The 24,904-nt window shown below is 71.9% G+C and carries 24 protein-coding genes; 5 read left to right on the forward strand and 19 right to left on the reverse strand.

Going from position 1 to position 24,904, the window contains the following annotated elements; genetic code table 11:
• Both ETU37_RS03040 and ETU37_RS03045 read right to left on the reverse strand, forming a co-directional pair.
• Window positions 1-756: an ABC transporter permease gene (locus tag ETU37_RS03040; RefSeq protein WP_240755513.1), complete on the reverse strand. Its 756-nt coding sequence runs from the start codon at window positions 754-756 to the stop codon at window positions 1-3.
• The gene (locus ETU37_RS03045) at window positions 729-1,421 is read right to left on the reverse strand and encodes an ABC transporter permease (protein WP_206053672.1); all 693 of its coding nucleotides are present in this window, start codon (window positions 1,419-1,421) and stop codon (window positions 729-731) included. Before ETU37_RS03045 ends, ETU37_RS03040 begins: the two co-directional genes overlap by 28 nt.
• Here ETU37_RS03045 and ETU37_RS03050 point away from each other — a divergent pair, their 5' ends adjacent.
• Window positions 1,422-2,474 (forward strand): ABC transporter ATP-binding protein, encoded by a 1,053-nt coding sequence (locus tag ETU37_RS03050; protein WP_420819095.1) that lies wholly within the window; start codon window positions 1,422-1,424, stop codon window positions 2,472-2,474.
• 43 nt (window positions 2,475-2,517) lie between these two features.
• The gene (locus tag ETU37_RS03055) at window positions 2,518-3,879 is read left to right on the forward strand and encodes an MFS transporter (protein ID WP_129985515.1); all 1,362 of its coding nucleotides are present in this window, start codon (window positions 2,518-2,520) and stop codon (window positions 3,877-3,879) included.
• A 3-nt stretch (window positions 3,880-3,882) separates the two neighbouring features.
• Here ETU37_RS03055 and ETU37_RS03060 read toward each other — a convergent pair whose 3' ends face one another.
• The 15 genes from ETU37_RS03060 to dacB form a co-directional block, all read right to left on the reverse strand.
• On the reverse strand, window positions 3,883-4,953 hold the full coding sequence (locus ETU37_RS03060; protein ID WP_129985403.1) for a GNAT family N-acetyltransferase: 1,071 nt from the start codon (window positions 4,951-4,953) through the stop codon (window positions 3,883-3,885).
• Window positions 4,954-5,072: 119 nt separating this feature from the next.
• Window positions 5,073-5,705 carry a hypothetical protein gene (locus tag ETU37_RS03065; protein WP_129985404.1) on the reverse strand — a complete coding sequence of 211 codons (633 nt, stop codon included), beginning with the start codon at window positions 5,703-5,705 and terminating at the stop codon, window positions 5,073-5,075.
• Window positions 5,706-5,721: 16 nt separating this feature from the next.
• A complete protein-coding gene (locus ETU37_RS03070) occupies window positions 5,722-6,204 on the reverse strand; it encodes a DUF3180 domain-containing protein (protein WP_240755514.1) in 483 nt (160 codons plus the stop codon).
• 10 nt (window positions 6,205-6,214) lie between these two features.
• On the reverse strand, window positions 6,215-6,781 hold the full coding sequence (gene folK / locus ETU37_RS03075) for a 2-amino-4-hydroxy-6-hydroxymethyldihydropteridine diphosphokinase (RefSeq protein WP_129985405.1): 567 nt from the start codon (window positions 6,779-6,781) through the stop codon (window positions 6,215-6,217).
• Window positions 6,778-7,212: a dihydroneopterin aldolase gene (folB, locus tag ETU37_RS03080; RefSeq protein ID WP_240755515.1), complete on the reverse strand. Its 435-nt coding sequence runs from the start codon at window positions 7,210-7,212 to the stop codon at window positions 6,778-6,780. The genes folK and folB overlap by 4 nt, the downstream gene beginning before the upstream one ends.
• Complete coding sequence (locus ETU37_RS03085; RefSeq protein ID WP_129985406.1) at window positions 7,205-7,627, reverse strand: nuclear transport factor 2 family protein; 423 nt, start codon at window positions 7,625-7,627, stop codon at window positions 7,205-7,207. The genes folB and ETU37_RS03085 overlap by 8 nt, the downstream gene beginning before the upstream one ends.
• The gene (folP, locus tag ETU37_RS03090; RefSeq protein WP_420819096.1) at window positions 7,620-8,498 is read right to left on the reverse strand and encodes a dihydropteroate synthase; all 879 of its coding nucleotides are present in this window, start codon (window positions 8,496-8,498) and stop codon (window positions 7,620-7,622) included. The genes ETU37_RS03085 and folP overlap by 8 nt, the downstream gene beginning before the upstream one ends.
• A gap of 83 nt (window positions 8,499-8,581) precedes the next feature.
• Complete coding sequence (locus ETU37_RS03095) at window positions 8,582-9,748, reverse strand: family 16 glycosylhydrolase (protein WP_129985407.1); 1,167 nt, start codon at window positions 9,746-9,748, stop codon at window positions 8,582-8,584.
• Between the two features lie 179 nt (window positions 9,749-9,927).
• A complete protein-coding gene (locus ETU37_RS03100) occupies window positions 9,928-11,484 on the reverse strand; it encodes a glycoside hydrolase family 16 protein (protein WP_165372379.1) in 1,557 nt (518 codons plus the stop codon).
• 89 nt (window positions 11,485-11,573) lie between these two features.
• Entirely contained in the window at window positions 11,574-12,212 is a 639-nt protein-coding gene (folE, locus tag ETU37_RS03105; protein WP_129985409.1) for a GTP cyclohydrolase I FolE, read from the reverse strand.
• Window positions 12,202-14,226, reverse strand: a complete 2,025-nt coding sequence (gene ftsH, locus ETU37_RS03110; protein WP_129985410.1) for an ATP-dependent zinc metalloprotease FtsH — start codon at window positions 14,224-14,226, stop codon at window positions 12,202-12,204. The genes folE and ftsH overlap by 11 nt, the downstream gene beginning before the upstream one ends.
• A 122-nt stretch (window positions 14,227-14,348) precedes the next feature.
• Entirely contained in the window at window positions 14,349-14,900 is a 552-nt protein-coding gene (gene hpt, locus ETU37_RS03115) for a hypoxanthine phosphoribosyltransferase (protein WP_129985411.1), read from the reverse strand.
• Between the two features lie 4 nt (window positions 14,901-14,904).
• The gene (tilS, locus tag ETU37_RS03120; protein WP_129985412.1) at window positions 14,905-15,882 is read right to left on the reverse strand and encodes a tRNA lysidine(34) synthetase TilS; all 978 of its coding nucleotides are present in this window, start codon (window positions 15,880-15,882) and stop codon (window positions 14,905-14,907) included.
• Entirely contained in the window at window positions 15,879-16,955 is a 1,077-nt protein-coding gene (locus ETU37_RS03125) for a zinc-dependent metalloprotease (protein WP_240755517.1), read from the reverse strand. Before ETU37_RS03125 ends, tilS begins: the two co-directional genes overlap by 4 nt.
• 22 nt (window positions 16,956-16,977) lie before the next feature.
• A complete protein-coding gene (gene dacB, locus ETU37_RS03130) occupies window positions 16,978-18,447 on the reverse strand; it encodes a D-alanyl-D-alanine carboxypeptidase/D-alanyl-D-alanine endopeptidase (RefSeq protein WP_129985413.1) in 1,470 nt (489 codons plus the stop codon).
• An 86-nt stretch (window positions 18,448-18,533) separates the two neighbouring features.
• Between dacB and ETU37_RS03135 the strand changes: the two genes are divergently transcribed.
• The 3 genes from ETU37_RS03135 to ETU37_RS03145 all read left to right on the forward strand — a co-directional run bounded on the left by ETU37_RS03135 (window position 18,534) and on the right by ETU37_RS03145 (window position 21,038).
• A complete protein-coding gene (locus tag ETU37_RS03135; RefSeq protein ID WP_129985414.1) occupies window positions 18,534-19,028 on the forward strand; it encodes an inorganic diphosphatase in 495 nt (164 codons plus the stop codon).
• 175 nt (window positions 19,029-19,203) lie between these two features.
• Complete coding sequence (locus tag ETU37_RS03140) at window positions 19,204-19,794, forward strand: helix-turn-helix domain-containing protein (protein WP_240755518.1); 591 nt, start codon at window positions 19,204-19,206, stop codon at window positions 19,792-19,794.
• Entirely contained in the window at window positions 19,791-21,038 is a 1,248-nt protein-coding gene (locus ETU37_RS03145) for an MFS transporter (protein WP_206053675.1), read from the forward strand. The genes ETU37_RS03140 and ETU37_RS03145 overlap by 4 nt, the downstream gene beginning before the upstream one ends.
• On the opposite strand, the gene ETU37_RS03150 is transcribed toward ETU37_RS03145, so the two are convergent.
• Window positions 21,035-23,014 carry an acyl-CoA dehydrogenase family protein gene (locus ETU37_RS03150; RefSeq protein WP_129985415.1) on the reverse strand — a complete coding sequence of 660 codons (1,980 nt, stop codon included), beginning with the start codon at window positions 23,012-23,014 and terminating at the stop codon, window positions 21,035-21,037. The genes ETU37_RS03145 and ETU37_RS03150 overlap by 4 nt on opposite strands.
• Before the next feature lie 56 nt (window positions 23,015-23,070).
• Window positions 23,071-24,486 carry a C40 family peptidase gene (locus tag ETU37_RS23035; RefSeq protein ID WP_165372380.1) on the reverse strand — a complete coding sequence of 472 codons (1,416 nt, stop codon included), beginning with the start codon at window positions 24,484-24,486 and terminating at the stop codon, window positions 23,071-23,073.
• Window positions 24,487-24,904 lie beyond the last annotated feature (418 nt).

The raw sequence follows: 24,904 nt of genomic DNA on the forward strand, positions 1-24,904 counted from the left end.
CTACGCCGGTTCGGTAACGATCGCCCGGCGTGGCGCGGGCGCGGCGCGGCGCCGGGCGCGGGCCACCGGGTCGACGAAGCCCTGCACGACGACCAGCACGACCTCGAGCAGCAGCGCGACGACCGCGATCACGAGGGCCCCGCCCACGATCATCGCGACGTCCTGCCGGACGAACCCGAGGGTGACGATCCGGCCGAGACCGGGGCCGGCGACCATCGCGGCGATGGTGGCGGTCGCCCACACCTGCACGACGGCGAGCCGCAGCCCGGTGAGGATCAGGGGCAGCGCCAGCGGGATCTCGACCTCGCGCAGCACCTGCCCGCTGGCCATGCCCATCCCGCGCGCCGCCTCGACGACGTCGCGGTCGACCTCCCGCATCCCGACGTACGCGTTGGTGACGATGGGTGGCAGCGCGAAGAGCACGAGCGCGACGAGGGTGGCCAGGCCGGCTCGGCCGTAGGGGCCGAAGTACGACGAGCCGATCGGGCCGAGCGCGAGCAGCAGCAGGACCGCGAACGTCGGGACCGCGCGGCCGACGTTGGTGACGTTGACGGCGAGGAGGCCGCCCTTGCCGACGTGGCCGAGCCAGATCGCCAGCGGCAGCCCGATGGCGGCGGCCACGATCGTCGCGGTCACCGTCAGCAGCCCGTGCTCGATCAGCCGGTTCATCACGCCGTCCTCGCCCTGCCAGTTGGCGGGGTCGGCGTACCAGGCCCAGATCGCCCCGATCACGACGTGGTCCTCGTGCGTGTCCACGGCGTCAGCACGCGTTGCGCGCCGACGAGCAGGACGTCGAACGTGACGGCCAGGACGACGCACAGCGCTCCGGCCGCGAGCACCTGGGCCTTGAACTGGCTGTCGACGGCCTGCAGCAGCAGGTTGCCGAGCCCGCCGTACCCGACGATCGACCCGACCGTGGCCAGCGCGACCGTCGAGACGAACGCGACCCGCAGACCGGCCATGATCGTGGGCAGCGCGAGCGGGAGCTCGACCCCGAACAGCATCCGCGTGCGGCCGTAGCCCATGCCGAGGGCCGACTCGCGCACGTCCGGCGGGACCGACTTGAGGCCCTCGATGATGTTGCGCACCAGGATCGTCAGGGAGTAGAGCGCGAGCCCGATGATCACCGTCGCCGGGGTCAGGCCGGTGAACGGCAGCAGCAGCGCGAAGAGCGCCAGCGAGGGAATCGTGTAGATCGCCGTGGTGGCGCCCACGACGATCCCTTCCAGCCTTCGGTAGCGTCGGGCGAGCAGGGCCAGCGGGAACGCCAGGGCCAGACCGAGCAGGACGGACACCACCGTGATCCAGATGTGCTGCACCAGGGCGTCGGTGAGGATGCCGGAGCGGGTCCGGAAGTACTCCGCACACACCCAGTCGTTGTCGACCAGGCAGCTCGGCGCCGCCGTCGAGGGGATCAGCACGTGACCGACCGTAGCCCACAGGACCCGCCGGCCCACGGCACCGATGGCACCGACGGCGAGATGATCCGGCTCGTCGGTGTCGGCAAGACGTACGACGACGGCACGGTGGCGGTGCAGGAGCTCGACCTCGACGTGCCCCGCGGCCGCACGGTGTGCCTGGTCGGGCCGTCCGGCTGCGGCAAGTCGACGACGCTGAAGATGGTCAACCGGCTGATCGAGCCGACCCAAGGGCGCATCTTCCTGGACGGCGAGGAGATCACGCGGGCCGACCCGGTCGCGCTGCGCCGGCGCATCGGCTACGTCATCCAGCAGGTGGGGCTCTTCCCGCACCAGTCGATCCGCACGAACGTCGCCACCGTCCCGTCGCTGCTCGGGTGGGACCGGAAGAAGGCCCACGCCCGGGCCGACGAGCTGATGGACCTGGTCGGGCTCGACCCGGCGCAGTACGGCGGGCGCTACCCGCACCAGCTCTCGGGAGGCCAGCGGCAGCGGGTGGGCGTCGCGCGCGCCCTCGCCGCCGACCCGCCCGTGCTGCTGATGGACGAGCCCTTCGGCGCCGTCGACCCGATCGTGCGGAGCCGGCTTCAGGACGAGTTCGCCCGGATCGCGCGGGACCTCGACAAGACGGTCATGTTCGTCACGCACGACATCGACGAGGCGATCCGGATGGGCGACAAGGTCGCGGTGTTCGCGGTCGGTGGCCGGCTCGCGCAGTACGACGAGCCCGCGACCCTCCTCGGCCGGCCCGCGGACGACTTCGTCGCAGAGTTCGTCGGCGCCTCCCGCGGCCTGCGCCGCCTGTCGGTGACCCCGATCGAGGAGCGCCACCTGGTCCGCCACGACGGCGAGCCGCCCGCCGCGACGCTGCCGATCGGCAGCACCCTGGAGGAGGCCCTGGCGACGATGCTGCGCCAGGACGACGCCCGGGTGGCGGTCACCCGCGGCGGCGCGATGCTCGGGGTGCTCACCCCGGGTGCCGTGCACCGGGCGCTGCGGACGTCGATCGCGGAGGACGACCCGGCCGACGGTGCCGACCGGGTCACAGCGGGGTAAATCGGGCGACAACGGCACGCCGTACCCGGGAGAATCCGCGGTGATGTTCGCCGCTGTCGCCCGTTACGCACGTCCCCCGTCACCGCTCGCCGGACGTCTCGCCACCCAGTCCCTGCTCTTCGCGCTCGGCGAGGGCAGCTTCATGACCGGGTCGGCGGTGTTCTTCACCGGCATCGTCGGGCTGTCCGCCACCCAGGTCGGCCTCGGCCTCACGCTCGCCGGGATCGCGTCGTTCCTGGCGGCGCTGCCGATGGGCAGGCTCGTCGACCGCTTCGGGCCGAAGAAGATGTGGGCGGTCAGCGCGGTCGGCCAGGCCGCGATGTTCTCGGTGTGGCCGTTCATCACCGACTTCCAGGGCTACCTCGCCATGGCCGTCGGCATGGAGGTCGTCGGCGCGCTGGGCGGGGCCGCGCACGGCGCCTACACGATCGACGTGCTGCCGGCCGACCAGCGTGTGAAGTCACGCGCCTACATGTACTCCGCGCTCAACGTCGGCTTCACCCTCGGCGCCGTGCTCGGCGGCTTAGCGCTGGCGTTCGACTCCGACCAGGTCCTGCGCACACTGCCGTGGTTCACCGCCCTGGTCTTCCTGGTCAACGCCGCGGCGATCACCCGGCTGCCGAACGCCTCGCACGACGAACGGACGGCCGAGGACCGCAAGGTGAAGATCCCCGGCCCCGGTCCGCTGCGCAACGTCGGCTGGCTGCTGACGACGTTCTTCGGCGGGGTGTTCTGGACCAACCAGGTGCTGCTCAACATCGTGATCCCGCTCTGGCTCGTCGAGGAGACTGACGCACCGCACGTGCTGCTGGCATTCCTGTTCGGCACGAACACCGTGATGTGCATCGTGCTGCCGATGGCCGCGGCCCGCGGGATCGAGGACGTGCCGACGGCCCTCAAGGCGGTGCGGCTGTCGTCGGTCTTCTTCGTGGTGTCCTGCCTGATCACGCTCGCGACGCACGACACCGTCGGCTGGATGACGATCGCCCTGGTCTGGATCGGCCACGTGACGGTGACCGGCGCGGAGCTCTACCTGTCGGCCGCCAGCTGGTCGTTCGAAGCCGAGCTCATGGACCCGCGCCAGCGCGGGGCCTACCAGGGCGCCGCCGAGCTGAGCGGCACGCTGGGTCGCGTCTGGGCTCCGGCCCTGTACACGTTCCTCGCGATGAGCTGGGGGGCCGGCGGCTGGCTGGTGATCGCCGGGATCATCGTGCTGGCCACGATCGGGATCCACCCGTCGACGCGGCTGGCGCGGCGGTTCCTCGAGCAGCACGTTCCGGCCGATGTGCTCGCCGACGCTCGCGCCTCGAGCCCGGCGCCCGAGGACGCCGTCGCGGCCCCGCCGCCGTCGCTCACGACCGGCCGGGAGACCGTCCCCGAGTCCACGACCGGATTGGTCCCCTGAGCCCTAGGCGACCGGTACGTCCTTGTGCCACGACTGGGTGACGTAGCGCGTCGCCCAGCCCATGGACGTGTAGAGCCCGTCGGCCCCGGTCGGCGAGTCCGCATCGACCTCGAGACCGACCCGGTCCCGGCCGCGCCGGGCGGCGTCGCCGATGACGGTGGCGAGCAGCGATTTGGCGACGCCACGGCCGCGCGCGTTGGCGAGCACGCCGATGTACTCCACGTAGCTGCCGACCGGCCGGCCGTCCTCGCCGTCGATGACCGCCGCGACCAGCGCACCGGCCGGCTCCGCCGTACCGTCCTCGCCGTCGACCTCCGCGATCCACCAGTGGTCCCAGCGGTGCCCGGGGTCCTCGCGCAGCCGGGAGACGAACTCGTCGAAGGTCTCCTCGTGGCTGTTGAAGTGGTCCTCGAACGCGCTCTCGAGCACGTCGTGGACGATCCGCAGGTCCTCCTCGGACGGCATCCCGGTGCCCTGGCGCTCGACGAGCCGGATCGTGACACCCTCGCGCGGGCCGTAGTCGTCGCCCTCGTCGAGCGAGGCCTCCTCCGGCGTCACCGGACGCGACATCTGCCACCAGGTGCGGACCTTGGTGAAGCCGGCCTGCTCCAGCCAGCCGTGCTGGCGCTGGTCGTCGGCGAAAGCGCCGGAGTCGATCTGCTGGACGTCGAGACCGCGCTCCTGCCCGACGCGCCGGGCGGCCTCGTCGGCCCACCCGAACAGCACCCCGGCGACCCGGTCGGACGTCTCGCGGTCGGCCTCGTCGAGCCGGGGGTCGACGACGACGACGAGCAGCATCCGGCCCGCGGCGCGGTCGTGGGCGCTGGCCCACCCGCGCAGCTCGCCCTCGGCGTCGCGGAGGATGACGTTCTCGCGGGTGATGTAGCCGCGTGCCGAGACCTCGATGAGCACGTCGTCCTCGCCCGAGCCCGCCCAGCCGCGGCCGCGGTGCTCGTGCCGCCTCAGCAGTGCGGCGATCTCGGGGGCGTCGCCGGAGTCGGGGGCGGAGGCCTCCCAACCGTCGGGAAGACGGTCGAGCAGCGTGTCGGACAGCTGGTGTTCGGTGGGAGCCACGACCCTCAGTCTTCCGCAGGCGTTCGTCGCCTAACCACTGGCACCTGTCGAGGTGACTCGTTCCACAGCACGCAAAGAGCCCCGGTGCGTGGCACCGGGGCTCTCCGACGTACGGCGGGTCAGGCCTCTCGGGCCTCGGGCGGCAGGGCGGCCTTGGTGATGGCGCCGACCTTCTCCTCCCAGGCCATCAGGTCCACGACGGTCTCGAACCCCTCCCAGCTGGCGAGCTGGTCGGTCTGCTCGGCCTTCCGGATCTCGAGCTCCTGCACCCGCTGCTCCAGCTGGGCGACCAAGCTGTCGGCGGCGGCGGCGCGCTGGGCCTCACGCTTGACCCGCGACTCGGCCTCGGCGGCGCGGCGCTGGGCAGTGACGAAGCTGTCCTGGAGCTCGGCGACCTCGGCGTCGGCGCGCTTCATCCGGTCCGTCATGGCGGTGGTGAACTCGGCGTGCTCGGTGGCGCGCTCGGCGAACATCGTGCGGTAGGCCTGCGCCTGCTGGGCCTTGTCGCGGGCGTTGTCACGGCGCGACTGCGCGAGCTCGGTGTAGACGATCCGGGCCGCCGCCCACCCGCAGGCGAGGGCGAACACGGACGAGAAGGTCAGCCACACGGGCGACTGGGTCGGGACCGCGAGGACGACCGCGACGGTCGCGAGGGCGAGCAGGGAGACGGCGACGGTGACGCGGACGCTGCGCTGACGACGACGGGACGGTCGGGCCGTTGCTGCTGTGCCAGATGGGGAAGAAGTGGCCATGCGCACAGGGTAGGGCTCAGGGGTCGTCGCGCCGGACCCGACACGCTCGTTCGAGGAGCAGCGAGGCCACGACGATCATCACACCGGCGAGACCCGCGAGTCCCGAACGCAGCAAGCGTTCCCCGGCCAGCTCCTGCTCGTCGATGCCGACCCAGGACAGTGCGTAGCCGAGGTAGCCGCCGGCCACCGCCGCGCCGGCGATCGCGCACGCCTTGGCCAGCACCAGCCGGTTCACGGCCTGGTGCGGCTCGATGGTCTGGCGGCGGGCCTGGAGGGTGCGGTAGGTGGACCAGGCCACCGCGCCGAGGATGCCCGCCACGAGCGCCAGCGCGAGCACCTGGAGCCAGGTGACGCGAGGGGCGTGGCCCACCCAGGCGATGCTGGCCGATCGCAGCGTCCAGCCGAGCACGAGCGCGACGAGGCCGACCCCGAGCAGCGTCGCCGGGCGCGTCGTCCCGACGGTGCCCTCGGGGTCGGGCGGCGGCGTCGGCTCGCTCACCGGCGGCCGGTCAGGTGAGGGACAGCGTGAGGTCGTCGCGTCGCGCGATGCCGTCCTGGTCGGCCTTGTCGAGCAGCTCGGCGACCGGCCCCTGGTCGGGGATCTCGGCGTCGGGCTCGACGTCGTTCCAGGGAGCGAGCACGAACGCGCGCTCGTGCGCCTTGGGGTGCGGCAGGACGAGGTCAGGCTCGTTGGCGCGGCGGTCGCCGACGACGATCAGGTCGACGTCGAGGGTGCGAGGGGCGCCACGCTCGCTGCGCTCGCGGCCGTAGGCGTCCTCGATGGCCAGGGCGCGGTCGAGGAGGGTGCGGGCGGACAACGTCGTGTCGGCCAGCACCACGGCGTTGAGGAAGGGCTTGGAGCCCTCCGGCGCGTCGACCGGCTCGGTCTCGTAGACCGGCGACACCTCGGTGACCCACACCTCGGGGGTGTCGGCCAGCGAGGCCAGGCCCCCCTGGAGGTAGGTGAGGCGGTCGCCCAGGTTGGAGCCCAGCGCCAGCACACAGCGACGGATCGGGTGCATCTCACCCGTCAACGTGTCCGTGTCGACGATGTGCGGGTTGGGGGTCTCAGTCACGGTCGGCTCCGATGGATCGTCAGGGCGACGTCCGAGAACGTCGCTTCGATGGGCGCGTCGGGCTTGTGCACGGTGACCTCCGTCCAGCCGACACGGGGGTCGGCGAGGCAGATGTCGGCGATGCGCTGGGCCAGCGTCTCGATCAGGTCGACCGGGTCGTGCTCGATGGCCTGCTTCACCGCGGCCACGAGGGTTCCGTAGTCGACGGTGTCCTGCAAGTCGTCGCTCCCGGCCGCCGTACGAGTGTCGACGCCGAGCACGAGGTCGGCCCGGAAGACCTGGCCCTCGCGCTTCTCGAACTCGAACACCCCGTGGTGACCGACGGCCTCGATGCCCACGACCGCCAGCCGGTCCAGCGGCGCGACGTCGTCGCGACCGGCGACCGGGGGGCGGGTTCCGGGGGCGGTCCCGGCGACAGGGAGGTCAGTCATGGTCTGGCCCCGACAGTACCGGGGACGCGTGATGGATCCACAACCGCCAGCCGTCCGGCGTGCGGACGAACACGTTGGTGGCCACGGCCCTGGCGCCGCCGAAACCGTCTGGACCGGCGCGGTCGTCCGCGGTCAGGACGTTCTCGGTGCAGGTGACGGAGGCGACCTCGTCGCGGACGCTCACCTCGACGTCGGTCAGGAAGAACTGGATGTACGGCGTGTTCGCCATGATCAGCGCCCAGGAGCGGTTGATCGCCGGCGTCCCGCGCACGGGGAGCGCGCCGGGGTGCACGCACAGCGACTCCTCGTGGTCGAGCCACAGGTCCCGCATGAGGTCGAGGTCGGCGTTCTCGAACGCCTCGTAGAACGCCGCGTTGACGCGCTCCACGGCCACCCGCTCAGCGGTGTCAGCCACGTGTGACCACCTCCTGCTCCGCGACGGCCCACCGGGTGACCACCCTGACCGCGTCGGCGGTCGACCGGGCGTCGTGCGCACGCACGCACCACGCCCCACCCGCGGCCGCGAGGACGGTGGTCGCGGTGGTGGCGTCGTCGCGCTCGAGCGGGGGTCGCAGCTCCCCCGCGTCGTCGGCGAGCAGGTGGCCGAGGAAGCGTTTGCGGCTGGTGGCGACCAGCAGCGGCAGCCCCAAGGCGTGCAGCCGGTCGAGACCGGCGAGCACCTGCCAGTTCTGGTCGGCGGTCTTGGAGAACCCGATGCCCGGGTCGAGGGCGATCCGCCCGCGGTCGATGCCCGCGGCCTGGGCGGCGGCGAGCTGGGTCGACAGCTCGGTCGCGACGTCCTCGACCACGTCGTCGTAGTGGGTGTGGTCGACCATCTCGGCGGAGTGGGCGCGCCAGTGCATCAGGACGTAGGGCACGTCGAGGCGGGCCACCGTCGCGAACATGTCCGCGTCGGCCAGGCCGCCCGAGACGTCGTTGACCAGCACGGCGCCGGCGGCCACGGCCGCCTCCGCGACCACGGCGCGCATCGTGTCGACCGAGACCTGCACGCCCTGCGCCGTCAGCCGCTCGACGACCGGGACGACGCGGGCCAGCTCCTCGTCGACCGTCGGGCGCAGCGCCCCGGGCCGCGTCGACTCCCCGCCGACGTCGACCAGGTCGGCGCCGTACCCGGCCAGCTGGACGCCGTGGGCGACCGCCCGGTCGTGGTCGAGGTAGCGCCCGCCGTCGGAGAACGAGTCCGGCGTGACGTTGAGGACGCCCATCACCAGGCAGCGCGGCGGCCGGGGCAGGCCGTCGACGTACCGGAGGGGCTGGGCGTACACCCCGGAAGCCTATCGGCGCCGGAAGAAAGCGGGACGCCCCGGCCCGTGCGGGCCGGGGCGTCCCGGTCATGCGTGTCAGGCGTTCACTGAAGGTTGCGGGCGGCGAGGCTCTGGTGCTGCCACACGCGGACCCAGTCGACCTTCATCGAGCCCTTGCCGGACTTCGGCATGTCGTCCAGCTCCCAGTCGGAGGAGAGCAGGCTCAGGATGACGAGCACCTGCTTGTCGGAGATCGCCTTCGACGTGCGGAAGGTCTCGGTGCCGTCGATGCGGAAGGAGTAGCCGCTCGGGCTCCAGACCACGGAGAAGACGTGGTACTTCTTCCACCAGTTGTCGGTGCCCTTCAGCGTCTCGTTGGCGCTCTTCTGGACGCCGCCGATCTTGCGGCCCTTGTAGTGCAGGAACTGCGCGAGGCCGCCGTCCTTGTAGCCCTTGCCGAAGAACTCGACGGTGTCGATCTCCACCTTCTTCCGGCCCTGCGGCTCGTAGCTGGTGTTCATCCAGAACGAGCCGTGCATGCCGCGCGGCTGCTGGAACTTCACCCGGGCTGCGGCGGTGCCGTAGCGGAAGGTGAACTTGGCGTCCGTGCCGATGTGACCGTTGAGGTAGTACGGGAACTTGAACTTCTTGCTCGTGCCCGGCTTCTTCCACTTGCACACGTCGCCGCGACGGTTCGGGTCCTTCTTCACCTGCAGCGAGAGGACACCGCTGCCGACCTTGGCCATCTTCGGCGAGGCCTTCGAGCACTTACGCTGCGATGCCTTGCTGTACGTCGTTCCGCGGGTGGACCACATCGCGCTGTTCAGGGAGGATCCGCCGAACTGGTCCTCGAAGATCTGGGTCCACTGGTCGGTGGCCGTGCCCGACATGAACTTGGCCAGGCTGCCGGCCTTGACGGCCTCCGCCCGATAGGTCCAGTGAGCCCCGGTCAGCGGAGCGGCGGGGGTGAAGCGGACGATGCCGTCGTCGTTCTGCTTCTTCGGCGTGCCCCACTTGGTCCACGTGGTGCCACCGTCGCTGGACCGGTAGACCTGGACCTTGCGGCCCTCCTTGGCCGGCGAGAACTTGACCTCGCCGATGGCCTTGGCCTTGTCGGCGCTCGCGGCGCCCTTGCCCTTCTGGGCGATCTTCGGCAGGACCGAGATCCGCGCGGTCTGGGCCTTCTTGCGCTTGAGACTCTGGAACGAGGTCTTCTGGCTGCTCGTGCCCGCACTGGTCGTGCGAGCGGACGTGGCGCTGTCGGAGATCACGAGGGCGCTGCTAGGGCCGACCGCGAGAAGCGGGACCATCGCGGCAGCGGCCACGGACGCCGCAAGGGCGCGATATGAGGACATGGGGAGGACTCCCGGATGTTTTGGACGTCAGGGTGCCGAGCCAGGGTAACTGACACTGTCCAACTGTGTCTGGAGTGACGCGTGTTACTGGTGCGTCACAGGTTCTGGTCGTTCAACCGGGTGTCCTGCCAGACCCGCACCCAGTCGACGTCCATCTGTCCCGCTCCGGCCTCCGGCATCCGCTTCAGCTCCCAGTCGGACGTGAGCAGGCTCATGATGAGGAACGCCTTCTTGTCGGCGACGTTCTCCTCGACACGCAGCGTCTCGACGCCGTCGATCCGGAACACGTAGGCCTCGGGCGTCCACTCGACGCTGAAGACGTGGTAGCGGTCCCACCAGTTGTCTCGAGGCCCCGTGAGTGCCTCAGAGGCGTCCGGCTGCGTGCCGCCGACCTCCTCGCCCTGCGACGGGTAGATGAACGACGCGATCCCGCCCTTGGCGTACCCCTTGCCGAAGAACTCCACGGTGTCGATCTCGGCGCCGATGGTCCCGCCGGCCTCGCCGCTGTCCTGCAGCCAGAACGCACCGTGCATGCCCTGCGGCTGCTGGAACTTCACCCGAGCGGCGGCGACGCCGTAGCGGAAGGAGTACGTCCCTTGGGTGCCGACGTGCGAGTTGAGGTAGTAGCTCTCGGTGCCGCTTGCGCCGGTCGACGGGTTCTTCCAGCTGCAGCTGTCTGGCGCGTAGGCCGGGTCGCGCTGGGCGCTCAGGCGCGCGGCACCGTCACCGGAGGCCGAGACCATGCTGGAGTCGGCGCGCGCGCAGGTGCGGCTGGAGTCGGGGGCGTGCACGTCCCCGCGGGTGAGCCACGTCGCGGAGTCGACGCCGTAGGTGAACTCGTCGTCGAAGTCGAGCCGCCAGCGGTTCGAGGCCTGCGCGGGCGACGCCGCCTCGGGGGCGCCCTTGTACCCGGCCGCCAGGACCCGGTACTGGTACGGCGTGGTGGCGTCCTGCGGCACCTGGAACCGGACCTTGCCCTCGGCACCCTGGGTGTCCTTCCCGACGCGCTCCCAGTCCCCGCCGGGAAGCCGTCGCTGGGCGTAGACCTCGCGCCCCGGGCGGATCGGCGAGAACGTCGCCTCGGCGAACAGGCTCGCGGCCCCTGCTTCCGCCGGCACCGCGCCGTTCTGGACGACGCCGGGCAGCACCGAGAACTGCGGGACTGCCTGCTTGGTGACCTGGACCCGCGGCAGCACCTGGGTGACGGCGGGGTGCCGCTGCCCGAGCTGGCTGACCTCGGGCAGCACGACCCGCAGCCGCGCGGGCGCGTCGACCTGCAGCCCGCTGAAGACGAAGGCGCCGGCGGAGGTGGTCTGGAGCGTCTCCATGCGGCTCCATGCCCCGCGCACCTGCCGCTCGAGGTAGACGGGCCGGTCGGAGCTCTCGGTGGCCGATCCCTCGATCGTGAACCGCTCGCCCGGCATCACCCCGCCGCGCGGGGTCGCCACCCGGATCTGGAGCTGGGCCGGGTCGGCGGTGGTGAGCGCCCGCCCGGCGTAGAAGATGCCGGTGCCGACGAGGACGACGAAGGCGAAGATGAGCAGGCCCTTGCGCCACTCGGGGCTCAGCCCGGGACGGCCCTGACGGCGCGCCTTGCGCCTCCCCGGCTCAGAGGGCCGGGGAGTGGCGGCACGATCCGTCGTCTCGGTCATGAGTCCCGCCATCGTAACCGCCGGTCGAAGCGCCGTCAGATCGTTGAGGCGACGCCAGGCGGGAGGGCGTGACCGGGCTAACTCATCGGCTAGCGCGTGCCACGCATGATGAGGCTCATCGCCTCCTGGCGGGTGGCGGCCCGGTGCATGCTGCCCCGGATGGCGGAGGTGATCGTCTTCGCGCCGGGCTTCTTCACCCCGCGCATGGTCATGCAGAGGTGCTCGGCCTCGATGACGACGATGGCCCCCTGCGCCTCGAGGATCTCCATCAGCGCGTCCGCGACCTGCGTGGTCAGCCGCTCCTGCACCTGGGGCCGCTTGGCGTAGACGTCGACGAGGCGGGCGAGCTTGGAGAGGCCGGTGATGCGGCCGTTGTCGTTGGGGATGTAACCGATGTGCGCCACCCCGGTGAAGGGCACGAGGTGGTGCTCGCACATCGACCACAGCTCGATGTCGCGGACCAGGATCAGCTCGTCGTGGCCGAGGTCGAACGTCGTGGTGAGCACGTCCTCCGCGCCGAGGCGCATGCCGGAGAGCAGCTCCTTGTAGGCGCGCGCGACGCGGGCGGGCGTGTCCCGCAGCCCCTCGCGGTCGGGGTCCTCCCCCACCGCGAACAGCAGCTCCCGGACAGCCGCCTCGGCGCGTGGCTGGTCGAACTCCGGGATGTTGTCGCGCGGTTCCTGCGTGATCCGCGTGATCTCGCCGGACGCGTGTCCGTCAGTCTGCATCGTGGCTGACGCCCGGGTCGCCGTGCACGTCGCCGCCGCTGCCGGGCGGGGTCAGGATCACGCCGCCCTCGCTCGTGTCGTGGGTCGAGCCGTTGGCCGCGGCCCGGTCCTTCACCGCCTGGGGTACGTCGACCGGCGGGATCGACGACGGCGAGCGGGTCGGCGAGCCGGTCCAGGCCGGCCGCACCGGGCGACGCCGCAGCGGCTCGAAGATCGAGGCGACCTCCTCCTTGTCGAGCGTCTCCTTGTCGAGCAGCTCGAGCACCAGGCTGTCGAGGACGTCGCGGTTCTCCTCGAGGATGTCGAACGCCTCCTGGTGAGCGGCGCTGAGCAGCAGCTTGACCTGCTCGTCGACGATGGCGGCGACGTCCTCGGAGTAGTTGCGGGTGTGGCCGAGGTCGCGGCCGAGGAACGGCTCGGAGTTGTCGTCGCCGAGCTTGATCGCGCCGAGCTTCTCGGTCATGCCGTACTGGGTGACCATCGCCCGGGCCAGCGAGGTGGCCTTGTCGATGTCGTTGCCGGCGCCGGTGGTCGGGTCGTGGAAGACCATCTCCTCCGCGGCCCGGCCGCCCATCATGTAAGCGAGCTTGTCGAGCATCTCGGAGCGGGTCTGGGAGTACTTGTCCTCGTCGGGCAGCACCATCGTGTAGCCCAGCGCCCGGCCGCGCGGCAGGATGGTCACCTTGTGCACGGGGTCGGTGCCGGGCAGGGCCGCCGCGACGAGGGCGTGGCCGCCCTCGTGATAAGCCGTGATGAGCTTCTCCTTCTCGCTCATCAGGCGGGTGCGCTTCTGCGGGCCGGCGATGACCCGGTCGATCGCCTCGTCGAGCGCGGCGTCGTCGATCGCCTTGTTGTTCTGCCGGGCGGTGAGCAGCGCGGCCTCGTTGAGCACGTTGGCCAGGTCGGCGCCGGTGAAGCCGGGCGTGCGTCGGGCGACCGACATCAGGTCGACACCCATGGCCATCGGCTTGCCCCGCGAGTGCACCTGGAGGATCTTGTGACGGCCGGCCAGGTCGGGCGCCTCGACGCCGATCTGCCGGTCGAAGCGGCCGGGGCGCAGCAGCGCCGGGTCGAGGATGTCGGGCCGGTTGGTGGCGGCGATGAGGATCACGCCGCCGCGCACGTCGAAGCCGTCCATCTCGACGAGCAGCTGGTTGAGGGTCTGCTCGCGCTCGTCGTGGCCGCCGCCCATGCCGGCGCCGCGGTGGCGGCCGACGGCGTCGATCTCGTCGATGAAGACGATCGCGGGGGCGTTCTCCTTGGCCTGCTCGAACAGGTCACGGACGCGCGAGGCGCCGACGCCGACGAACATCTCGACGAAGTCGGAGCCGGAGATGGAGTAGAACGGCACGCCGGCCTCACCCGCGACGGCGCGGGCGAGCAGCGTCTTGCCGGTGCCGGGCGGGCCGTAGAGGAGCACACCCTTGGGGATCTTGGCGCCGACGGCCTGGAACTTCGCCGGCTCCTGGAGGAACTCCTTGATCTCGCCGAGCTCCTCGATGGCCTCCTGGCAGCCGGCCACGTCGGCGAACGTGGTCTTCGGCATGTCCTTGCTGATCAGCTTGGCCTTGGACTTCGCGAACTGCATGACCCGGCCGCCGCCGCCCTGGACCTGGTTCATCAGGAACAGGAACAGCAGGATGATCAGCACGAACGGCAGGAACGTCGCCAGGATCGAGCCGAGCAGGCTGGGCTGGGGGTTCTCGGAGTTGGACTTCTCGATCGTCCCCTTCTCGACCTCCTGCTGGGCCAGCGCGACGATGCTCTGCTGCTGACCGGCGACCCAGGACGCGCTGATCTTCTTGTCGTCGTCGAGGGTGGCCTGGATCTCCTGGTCACCGTCGATGAAGGTGATCTCCTTGACCGACCCGTCGTTGATGTGGCCGATCATCTCGGAGGTCTCGACCTGCTCGTAGCCACCGTTGGGAGCGAGGTACTGCAGCGCGACGAGGACGCCGACGACCGCGATGACGATCCACAGCCACGGGCCGCGGAAGATGCGCTTGAAGTCCATGATCGGGCCATTGTTTCACCCGGACCGCCCCAAACGAAGCGCGGGCCGTCCGGCCGGGACCGGGGGCCGTCGGCGGCAGGCTGTGGGCGCGAGCCGGCGAGAGGCAGGAGCCCAGCCGGGGCTCAGGAGTAGACGTGCGGCGCCAGCGTGCCGATCGAGCGCAGGTTGCGGTAGCGCTCGTCGAAGTCGAGGCCGTAGCCGACGACGAACTCGTTGGGGATGTCGTAGCCGACGTACTTCACGTCGACCGTCATCTGCTGCGCCTCCGGCTTGCGGAGCAAGGTGCAGATCTCGACCGAGGCCGGGCCGCGGGAGTTGAGGTTGGAGATCAGCCAGGACAGCGTGAGGCCGGTGTCGATGATGTCCTCGACGACCAGGACGTGACGGTCGCTGATGTCGGTGTCGAGGTCCTTGAGGATGCGGACGACGCCGGAGGACTTGGTGCCCGAGCCGTAGGACGAGATCGCCATCCAGTCCATCTCGACGTGCCGGCCGAAGTGCCGGGCCAGGTCGGCCATCACCATGACCGCGCCCTTGAGGACGCCGACCAGCAGGATGTCCTTGCCGGCGTAGTCCTCCTCGATCGCGGCAGCCAGCTCACCGAGGCGCTCCTGGATCTGCTTCTCGGTGAAGAGGACGTCGACCAGGTCGCCCTCGATGTGCGATTCGTCCATGGCGTCAGCCTCCCACAGCCCCCGAGAGCACCAACCGGTCACCCGACCGCTGGGCGCGCAGGTGGCCCGGGAGATCGACCCAGCGCTGGCCGCGGTACGCCGTGACCAGCTCGTCGACGGCGAGGACGTGGACCCGGAAGAGCTCGCCGGCGGGCGCCCCGGCGTCCAGGGCGGCGAGCCGGAGCACCCTGCGACGGACGGCAGCCGGCAGGCCGGCGAGCACGGTCACGTCGAGCCCGTCGCCGCGACTCGCGTCCGCGAGGGCGACCGCGGCGATCCCGTCGAGCGCGGCCACGTCCTCCTGCAGCTGCTCGGCGGTCCGGGCGAGGGTGTCGGCGACGCCCGGTCCGAGCTCTCGCTCCAGCACCGGCATGACGGTCTGCCGGACCCGCGAGCGCGTGAAGCGCGGGTCGTCGTTGTGCGGGTCGGTCCAGTAGTCGATGCCCTCGGCCCGGCAGGCCTGCTCGGTCTGCGCCCGGGTGACGTCGAGCAGGGGTCGGCGCACGTCGTCGTACGAGGCGCGCATGCCGGCGATCGAGCGACCGCCGGACCCGCGGGTGAGGCCGAGGAGCACGGTCTCGGCCTGGTCGTCTCGGGTGTGGCCGAGGAGGACGACGGCGCCGGTGCGCTGCGCGACCTCCTCGAGGACGGCGTAGCGCGCCTCGCGGGCGGCGGCCTCGGGCCCCTGCCCGGTGGCCTGCACCTCGACCCGGACCGTCACGGTCTCGTCGGCTCCGAGCGCGGCCATCTGGGCGACGACCCGGGACGCCTGCGCGGTCGAGCCGTCCTGCAGGCCGTGGTCGACAGTCACGCCGAGGACGTGCCGGTCCTGCTTGCGCGCCTCGAACACGGTCGCGGCCAGCAGCGCGAGCGAGTCGGCCCCGCCGGAGCAGGCGACGAGGACGGGCCGGCCGGCGGGTTCGGCCTCCAGCGTCCGGCGTACGGCGAGCCGGACCGCGGCGACGGCGGGGTCGGGGCTCACCCGTGGACGCGGCGCACCCAGGCGGCGGGGTCCGCGATCTCGACGCGGGACGGGAGGTTCGCCGGCTCGGCCCAGACGGCGTTGAAGCCCTCCATGCCGACCTGGTCGAGCACGCCGCGGGTGAAGGCGGCGCCGTCGCGGTACTGGGCCATCTTGGCGTCGAGGCCGAGCAGCTTGCGGAGCACGCGGTCGAGGTAGCTGGTGCCCTTGCGGCGCTCGGTGAACCGGCGCCGGATGTCCTTCACTGTCGGGATCACCTCGGGACCGACGCCGTCCATCACGACGTCGGCGTGCCCCTCGAGCAGCGACATGACCGCGGTGATCCGGTCGAGGACCTCGCGCTGGTGGGCGGAGGAGAACAGGTCGAGCAGGCTGACGTCGTCGTCGCCGCGCAGGATGTCGCCGACGCGCTTGACGCCCTCGCCCACCATCGCGGCGAGCTTCCCGGGGTCGACCTCGATCTCGCCGACCAGTGCCTCGATCTCGCCGCGGATGTGGTCGCGCATCCACGGGACGGCGGTGAACTGGACCCGGTGGGTCTCCTCGTGCAGGCAGACCCAGAGCCGGAAGTCGCGCGGGTCGACGCCCATCTCGCGCTCGGCGTGCACGATGTTGGGCGCCACCAGCAGCAGCCGCCCGGCCGGGCCGCTCTCACCGGTGCTGTCGAGCCCGTAGAAGGGGTCGAACTGGCCGAGCACCCTGCTGGACATGAACCCGAGCAGCGCACCGACCTCGAGGCCGGTGATCCGCGAGCCGACGGCCTCGGCCATCGGCGACGGGGCGCCCTTCCGGGTCTGCAGCTTGTCGACCAGCGGCGCGATCACCTCGGCGAACCCGTCGGCGTTGGCCCGGATCCAGCCCGGCCGGTCGACGACCAGGACGGGCGCCGTACGGCTGCCGGCGGCGAGCCCCGTGTAGTCGCGGACGAGCGGCGTGGAGCGCTCGGCGCCCTCGCGCAGCTCGGCGACCACGGCCTCCGCCTCGTCGCGCGTGATCGACGGCCCGGCGCCGGACATGCGCGAGGCGGCCGACACGGCCAGGTCCCAGTCGATCATCGTCGAGCGTCCCACCATGACGACAACCTACGTGGTCACGCTAGGCGCCGGCCCTGCAGTCGCAGGCGGCGAGGGCCGCGGCGAGCTCGTCGATCCGCGCGCGGGCGTCGAGTGTGTTCTGCACCTTGACCTTGTCGGCCACGGCGACGAAGCCGAGCACGACGCCGTCCTGCGTGGTCACCGTGCCCGCGAGGCCGTGCACGCCGGTGAGGGTGCCGGTCTTGGCGCGGACGTCGCCGAGGCCGGCGGGGGCGCCGGTGTCGAAGCGGTAGGCGAGCGAGCCGGTGAAGCCGGCGACCGGCAGCCCGGTCAGCACCGGCCGCAGCTCGGCGTGCTCCTCGCTCGCGGCCACCTGGATGACGGAGAGCAGCGTCTCGGGGCGGAGCCGGTCGCCGCGGGCGAGGCCGGAGCCGTCGAGGATCCGGTCGCGGGAGGTGTCGACGCCGAGCTCGTCGAGGACGGTGTGGACCGTCTCGGCACCACCGTCGAACGACCCCTCCCGGTCGGTGGCGAGCGCGGCCTGCCGGAAGAGCACCTCGGCCCCTTCGTTGTCGCTGGCCTCCAGGACGTGCTGGACGACCTGAGCGAGCGGCGCGCCCTGGACGGCCGCGAGCTCCTGGGCGTCGTCGGCCGCCTGCTCCTCGCGCGGTGCGCCGCGGACGTCGATGCCGCGGCGCTCGAGGGCCTCGGCGAAGGACGCGGCGGCCGCGAGAGCGGGGTCGGCGCTGCGGAAGTAGCCGCCCTGGCTGCGGCCCTCGTCGACCCAGAGCGCGGAGATCGGGCTGACCACGTTGTCCGGCACGTACGACGTCCGCCAGTCGGGGCTGACGGCGGGCCCGGCGAACAGGGACGCGTCATAGCCGAGCCGCACCTTCGTGCGGCCCACGTCGCGCAGCGCCTTGGCGGTCGCGCGGGCGAGGGTCTGGATGTCGGCGCGCGCCGGGTACGACTCGTCGGCCGTCACCGGGCGCCTGGCCAGCAGCGGGTCGCCGCCGCCCACCAGCACGATCCCCCGGCGGGTGGCGCCCTGGACGACGGTGGTCCGGAAGCGGTGGTCGGGGCCGAGGGTCGCGAGCGCGGTGGTGCTGGTGAGCATCTTCATCGTCGACGCGGGGGTGACCCGCTTCTCGCCGGTCCGGTAGACGACCTCGCCGGTCGACAGCTCGCTCACCGCGACGCCGATGCCGCGCCCGAGACGCTTGTCCTTCAGCGACCTCGCCACGGCCCGCCGTACCGCGTCGGGGTCGGCGGTCGCGTCCTCGGTGGTCGCGGCGACGGCGTTCGGGTCGTCGGCCTCCGGCAGGGTCAGCCCGGGCGGCGGCGGGACGGCGGCGGGCTGGGTGACGGGCGAGGGGTAGTCGAAGCCGAACCAGCGGGGCCCGAGGTCGAAGCCCCAGGCCGCGACGGCGAGCAGGTACACGAGCACGACGAGCGCGACCGTGCGGCGGCGCAGCCGGGCTCCGGCCGGTCGCGGGCGCGACGCAGCGTGGCTTGCGTCACCTTCTGGCACCGCCAGGCCCTCCCGACTCTCCGATTCCCGTTCTGGTGCGCGACACTAGCCAAACAGTTCATCGCGGCTGAAAGCAGAGGAACAAGGTGGAGTTCGACGTCCTGGTAGAGATCCCCAAGGGGCAGCGCAACAAGTACGAGGTCGACCACGTCAGCGGTCGCATCCGGCTGGACCGGACGCTGTTCACGTCCACCCAGTACCCCGCCGACTACGGCTACATCGAGAACACCCTCGGCCTCGACGGCGACCCGCTCGACGCCATGGTGATCCTGCAGGAGCCGACGTTCCCCGGCTGCCTGATCAAGTGCCGCGCGATCGGCATGTTCCGGATGACCGACGAGGCCGGCGGCGACGACAAGGTGCTGTGCGTGCCTGCCACCGACCCGCGCCTGGAGCACCTGCGCGACATCAGCCACGTGTCGAAGTTCGACCGGCTGGAGATCCAGCACTTCTTCGAGGTCTACAAGGACCTCGAGCCCGGCAAGTCCGTCGAGGGCGCCGAGTGGGTCGGCCGCACCGAGGCCGAGGCCGAGGTCGTCGCCTCGTTCGAGCGGTTCAAGGAGAACCCCTCCGAGCACTGACACCGGCCGTCGCCCAGCTGTAACGCGGGGTTATGGACGCTTCACAAGGCATATGCCGCTTGTGGAGCGTCCATAACCCCGCGTTACACGTTGTGGGGGCCACCACCGCGCGACCGCAAACGAATCTTTGCAAAGATCTCTTTGCAAACGAGTCTTTGCGTTCTACCCTCCTGTCGTGGACCTCACGACGATCACCCCCGACGCCACCGCGATGCGGGCGCTGGCGCACCCGGTCAGGCTCCGGCTGCTCGGCCTGCTCCGCTCCGACGGGCCGGCGACGGCGACCTCGCTCGCGCAGCGGCTCGGGCTCAACAGCGGCGCGACGTCGTACCACCTGCGCCAGCTCGCCGCCCACGGGTTCGTCGTCGACGACCCGGATCGCGGCACCGGGCGCGACCGGTGGTGGAAGGCCGCGCACCAGTCGACCCGGACCGCCGAGAATGTCTCGGAGACGCCGGAGGGGCGCGAGGTCGTCGACGCCTACACCCAGGCGATCGCGGTGGTGCACACCGAGATGCTCCAGCGGGCGATGGAGGAGGCCTCGACGCTCCCCCAGGCCTGGCGCCGCCCGTCGACCACCAGCGACTGGCACCTGCGGCTCACCCCCGAGCAGGCGCACGAGCTCATGGCGAAGATCTACGAGCTGATGGGCAGCTGGCAGGAGGCCGACGAGGACGCCGAGGGTACGGCGGAGTTCGTCGTCCACCTGCACTCCTTCCCGCGCCCCGGCACGCTCACCCCGGTCGACGCGGAGGCGCAGTCGTGACCACGCGCGTCCCGCTCTACGGCTGGCTGACCGCCGAGGCGGTCTCGCTGACCGGCACCCGGGTGTCGATGATCGCGATCCCGTGGTTCGTGCTCACCACGACCGACAGTCCCACGCTCACCGGCCTCGTGGCGTTCGCCGAGATGGCCCCGCTGGTCGTGATGAAGGCGCTCGCGGGCCCCCTCATCGACCGGATCGGTGCACGGCGCGTGGCGATCGGTGCGGACCTCGGGTCGTTCGTCGTCGTCGGGCTGGTCCCCCTGCTGCACCTGTTCGGGGCGCTCACCTTCCCGGCCCTGCTCGGGCTGGTCGCGGTCGCCGGCGCGCTGCGCGGGCCCGGCGACGGCGCGAAGGGGGCGATGGTGCCCGCGCTCGTGCGGCACGGCGGCGTCCCGATGGAGCGGGCCACCGGGCTGAGTGCCGCGGTCGAGCGGACGGCGTCGATGGTCGGTACGGCGTTCGCCGGCGCGCTCGTCGCGCTGGCCGGCCCGACCACGGCGCTCGTCGTGGATGCCGGGTCGTTCCTTCTGTCGGGGCTGATCCTGCTGGCGACGACCCGCGCGCTGGCCGGTGACCGGATCGCCGGTGACCCCGCGGCCGAGGGCGACGACGCGCCGTACCTCACCCGGCTGCGGGCCGGCTGGGACTTCCTCCGCCAGGACAAGGTGCTGCTCGGCATCTGCGTGATGGTCGCGCTCACCAACCTGATCGACCAGGCGTTCACGGTCGTGCTCGTCCCGGTGTGGGCGAAGGAGACAGGGGGCGGCGCGGCCGCGATCGGCCTGCTGTTCGCGGTGTTCAGCGGCGCGTCGATCGGCGGGGCGGTGCTCGCGTCGGCGTTCGCGGACCGGCTGCCGCGCTACTCGACGTACCTCGTCGCGTTCCTCGTCGGCGGCGCCCCGCGGTTCCTGGTGCTCGCGTTCGACGCCCCGCTGTGGGCGGTGCTCGCGGTCATGGTGGCCGGCGGCTTCGCGTCCGGGTTCATCAACCCGGTGCTCGGCGCGGTGATCTTCGAGCGGATCCCCGACCACCTCGTCGGCCGGGTCAGCGCCCTCAACACCGCACTGTGCTGGTCGCTGATCCCGCTCGGCGGTGTCGTCGGCGGCCTGCTCATCGGCGGCGCGGGCCTCAGCCTGGCGATGCTGGCCTGCGGCGCGGCGTACTTCGCCGTCACCATGCTGCCCGCGCTCCAGCCCCGCTGGCGCGAGCTGGACGAGCGCCCCGAACGCGTCCTCGCTGCCTAGGACCCCGAGAACTCCAGCAGCTCGGCCCGCAGCATCTCCGGGGGTACGGCGAGCGCGTCCACGAGGTCGCCGGCGAGCGGCCGGACCCGGCGGCACAGCTGGTTGACCCGGCGGGTCACCGCCTTGGACCGGGCGTTGGAGATCCGCCCGTGCTCCAGGAACCACGCCCGGTCGGCCTCGATGCACGAGAGCGCGAACAGGTCGCTGAGGTGGTTCAGTGCGTCCTTGTTCGGGCCGGGCTCGACGGTCTCCAGCTTGTCGAGGAACGCCTCCAGCACGATCCGCTCGACGTGCGCCCAGGCCGCGCCGATCACGTGGTCCTGGCAGAGGCTGAACACCTCGGCCGGGTCACGGCCGGCGTCGATGCCGCGCTTGAGCCGGCGGGCGACCCCGGACAGCATGTGCTCCTCGCGGGCGGAGAGCATCTCCAGCTGCCAGGCGCCCTCCTGCAGCCCCGACTCCGGGTCGTCGACGGAGTCGCGGTTGCCGGGCACCACGTCGCGCAGCCGCTCCAGGATCGAGCGGGCGTTGGTGCGCTCCAGCACCGACTCGACGGCCATCCCCGCGACGAACCGGACCATGCCGATCTGGTCCATGTCCTCGAAGGAGTCCTTGTAGTCGGTGAGCAGGCCCTTCGCGACGAGCTGCAGCAGGATCGTGTTGTCGCCCTCGAACGTCGTGAACACGTCGGTGTCCGCGCGCAGCGCGTCGAACCGGTTCACCGACAGGTAGCCGGCGCCGCCGCAGGCCTCGCGGCACTCCTGGATCGTGCGCGACGCGTGCCAGGTGCCCAGCGCCTTGGTGCCCGCGGCGCGCGCCTCCAGCGCCCGGCGCTCGTGCTCGTCGTCGGCCGCCTGGACCTCGCCGAAGCGGTTGAAGACCGTGTGCAGGTCAGCGGCCACTCGCTCCTGGGCGAAGTGCAGGGCGTAGGTGCGCGCGAGCATCGGCAGCAGCCGGCGCTGGTGCTGCCCGTAGTCGAGCAGGAGCTCCTCCCGTCCCGACCCCGGGCTGCCGAACTGGCGGCGCTGCAGGGCGTACTTCACCGCGATCGCGATCGCGACCTTGCTCGCGTTGATGCCGGCGCCGCCGACGCACACCCGGCCCTGCACGAGCGTGCCGAGCATGGTGAAGAACCGGCGATCCGGGTTGTCGATCCCGGAGGAGTAGGTGCCGTCCTCGCTGACGTTCGCGTAGCGGTTGAGCAGGTTGGTCCGCGGGACCCGGACGTCGTCGAACCAGATGCGGCCGTTGTCGACGCCGTTGAGGCCGATCTTGCGGCCGCAGTCCTCGATGCGGACGCCCGGCAGCACGGTGCCGTCCTCGTCGCGCAGCGGTACGACGAACGCGTGCACGCCGTGGGACTCGCCGCCCACGACGAGCTGGGCGAACACCACGGCGACGTGACCGTGCTGCGCGGCGTTGCCGATGTAGTCCTTGCGGGCCCGGTCGTCGGGCGTGCTGATGACGAACTCGCCGGTGCCGGCGTCGTACGTCGCGGTCGTGCCGAGCGCCTGCACGTTGGAGCCGTGGCCGGACTCGGTCATGGCGAAGCAGCCGAGCAGGTCGCCCTTGATGAGCCGTTCGAGGTAGGCGTCGTGGTGCGGCTTCGTGCCGAGCTGGAGGACCGCGCCGCCGAACAGCCCGAACTGCACGCCGACCTTGGTGACGACCGACAGGTCGCCGAGCGCGAGCGTCTCGAACGCCGCGACGGAGGCGCCGATGTCCTCGCCGCCGCCGTACTCCTTCGGGAACCCGAAGCCGGTCTGCCCGGTGCCGGCCATCATCCGCACGACGTCGAGCACGCGCTGGCGGAACTCGTCGCGGGACATCGTCTCGGCGTCCTCGAGGATCGAGGCGTGCTCGGCGAGGTTGTCGCGGACGAGCGTGCGGACGTCGGCGTACTCGCCGTCGAGGAGGGCGGTCAGCGCCGCCACGTCGACCTTGGTCGGCCCCGAGGGGTCCGTGGGCTCCGTCATGGGCTGAGTGTGCCCCGGGCGGAGCCGGTCACACCGCGGTCAAGATCACAGGCGCGTCAGAGGCGCACGAAGTGCGTCGGCGGGATCCACGCGTACATCGACTCCACCGTCACCGGCCGGCCGGTGCGCGGTGCGTGCACGATCATCCCGTCGCCGAGGTAGAGCGCGACGTGGTGGATGCCCTGCGGTGAGGAGCTGCTGCTCCAGAACACGAGGTCGCCCGGCTGGAGCTGGCTCGCGCTGATCGGCGTGCCGGCGAAGTACTGCGCCACCGAGTAGTGCGGGAGGGAGACCCCTCCGGCCTGCCATGCACCCATGGTCAGGCCGGAGCAGTCCCACGAGGAAGGCCCGGACGCGCCCCAGCGGTAGGGATCGCCCACCTGCGCCCGGGCGAAGTCGAGGGCCGCCTGCGCGCCGCCCGGCGCGGCGGGCGGTGTCGGAGGAGCCGGAGGGGTCGGAGGAGCCGGAGGCGTGGGGGTCGGGGGCGCCGGCGGGGTGGGCGTCGGCGGGGCCGGAGTGGGCGTGGCCTTCTCGTCGTCGGCCTTCGCCTTCGCCGCCGCGGCGGCGGCTGCAGCCTCCGCCTCGGCGGCAGCCTTGGCCTTGGCGGCGGCCTCGGCCTCGGCCTTCGCCTTCGCCTCGGCCTCCGCGCGCGCCTTCGCCTCGGCCCGCGCCTGGGCCTCGGCCTCACGACGGGCGCGCTCCTCGGCCTTCTGCCGCGCGATCTCCTCGAGCGCGGCCTGCCGCTTGCGGGCAAGGTCCACCGAGATGTCCTGCGCCTCGGCGAGCTCGCGGATCAGGGCGTCCTTCTCGGCGGCGATGTCGTCGGCGGCCGCCTGCGCGGCGCCCGCGGTCGCGGCGGCACGCTGCTGCGCGGCCTCGGCCTCGGCGGCCTTGGCGCGCTGCCGACGCTCGGCGGTGACCGCCTTGCGCTCGAACACCTCGGCGAGCGCGTCGGCCGCGGCGAAGCGCTGGTAGTCGGCCTCGAGGGACGACGACGCGCCCTGGAAGCCGGCGTACTGGTCGAGCACGCCCTCCGGCCCGTCGGCGCTCATCAGCGCGGAGAGCGCCGTGAGCTCGTTGCCCTGCTGGTACGACGACGCGACGAGCGCGCCGATCGCGTCGCGCTGCCTGGCCACCTCGCGGCGGGCGTCGGCGGCGTCCTGGCGGGCGCGGGTCACGGCCTGGCCGGCGAGCTCGAGCTGCCAGCGGGCGCCGTTCGCCTCCTCGGCGGCCTGCTCGGCCTCGACCGCGGCGGACTCGAGGCGCTGGTTCGCCAGGAGCATGGCCGCCTTGATCCGGCCGACGGCGGCGGCCTTGTCCTCGACGGCCCGCTTCGCGCCGTCGACCTGCTCCTGCGACGGCAGGTCGGGGCGGTCGGGCTCGCCCCTGTCTGCCTGGGCCGGGGCGGTCCCGCCGAGACCGAGCGCGAGGACGACCGCGAGGGTCGCCGTGAGCTGTCGCGGGAGCCGCACCGTGCAGCACCTTCCTTCCGCGTCCGCCGAGCCGCTTCCCCGCAGGCTCGCCGGGCCGTCGTCTCTGAGGCCCTCCGACCGGCCGGCGGCACGCCCTCCCAGACGTGGACCACCGGTCCCGATCGGCCGGTCGACGCCGCCCGGACCCTGATCCGTTCGACGTCGCACGAGGAACGCTAGTGCTCATCAGTCACAAAAGGAACAGTTTCCCCAAGAAAATCATGAGTCACACGGCGTGTCGCCTTGACGAATGACATGAATGTAATTCGGCAGTCGTCGGCGCCGGCAGTGGTTGCACGCGGGCATCGACGCAGGTCAGCGCACTTGCCCGCGCCGTACCGGGCCGCCGCGGAGCCGTCCGGACGAGGCGACCGGGACGTCGGCGCGAGGTCGTCGGGCCACGCAGAGGGCCCGGAAA

It is taken from the genome of Nocardioides iriomotensis (assembly GCF_004168035.1).
In the GTDB taxonomy this organism is placed as follows: domain Bacteria; phylum Actinomycetota; class Actinomycetes; order Propionibacteriales; family Nocardioidaceae; genus Nocardioides_B; species Nocardioides_B iriomotensis.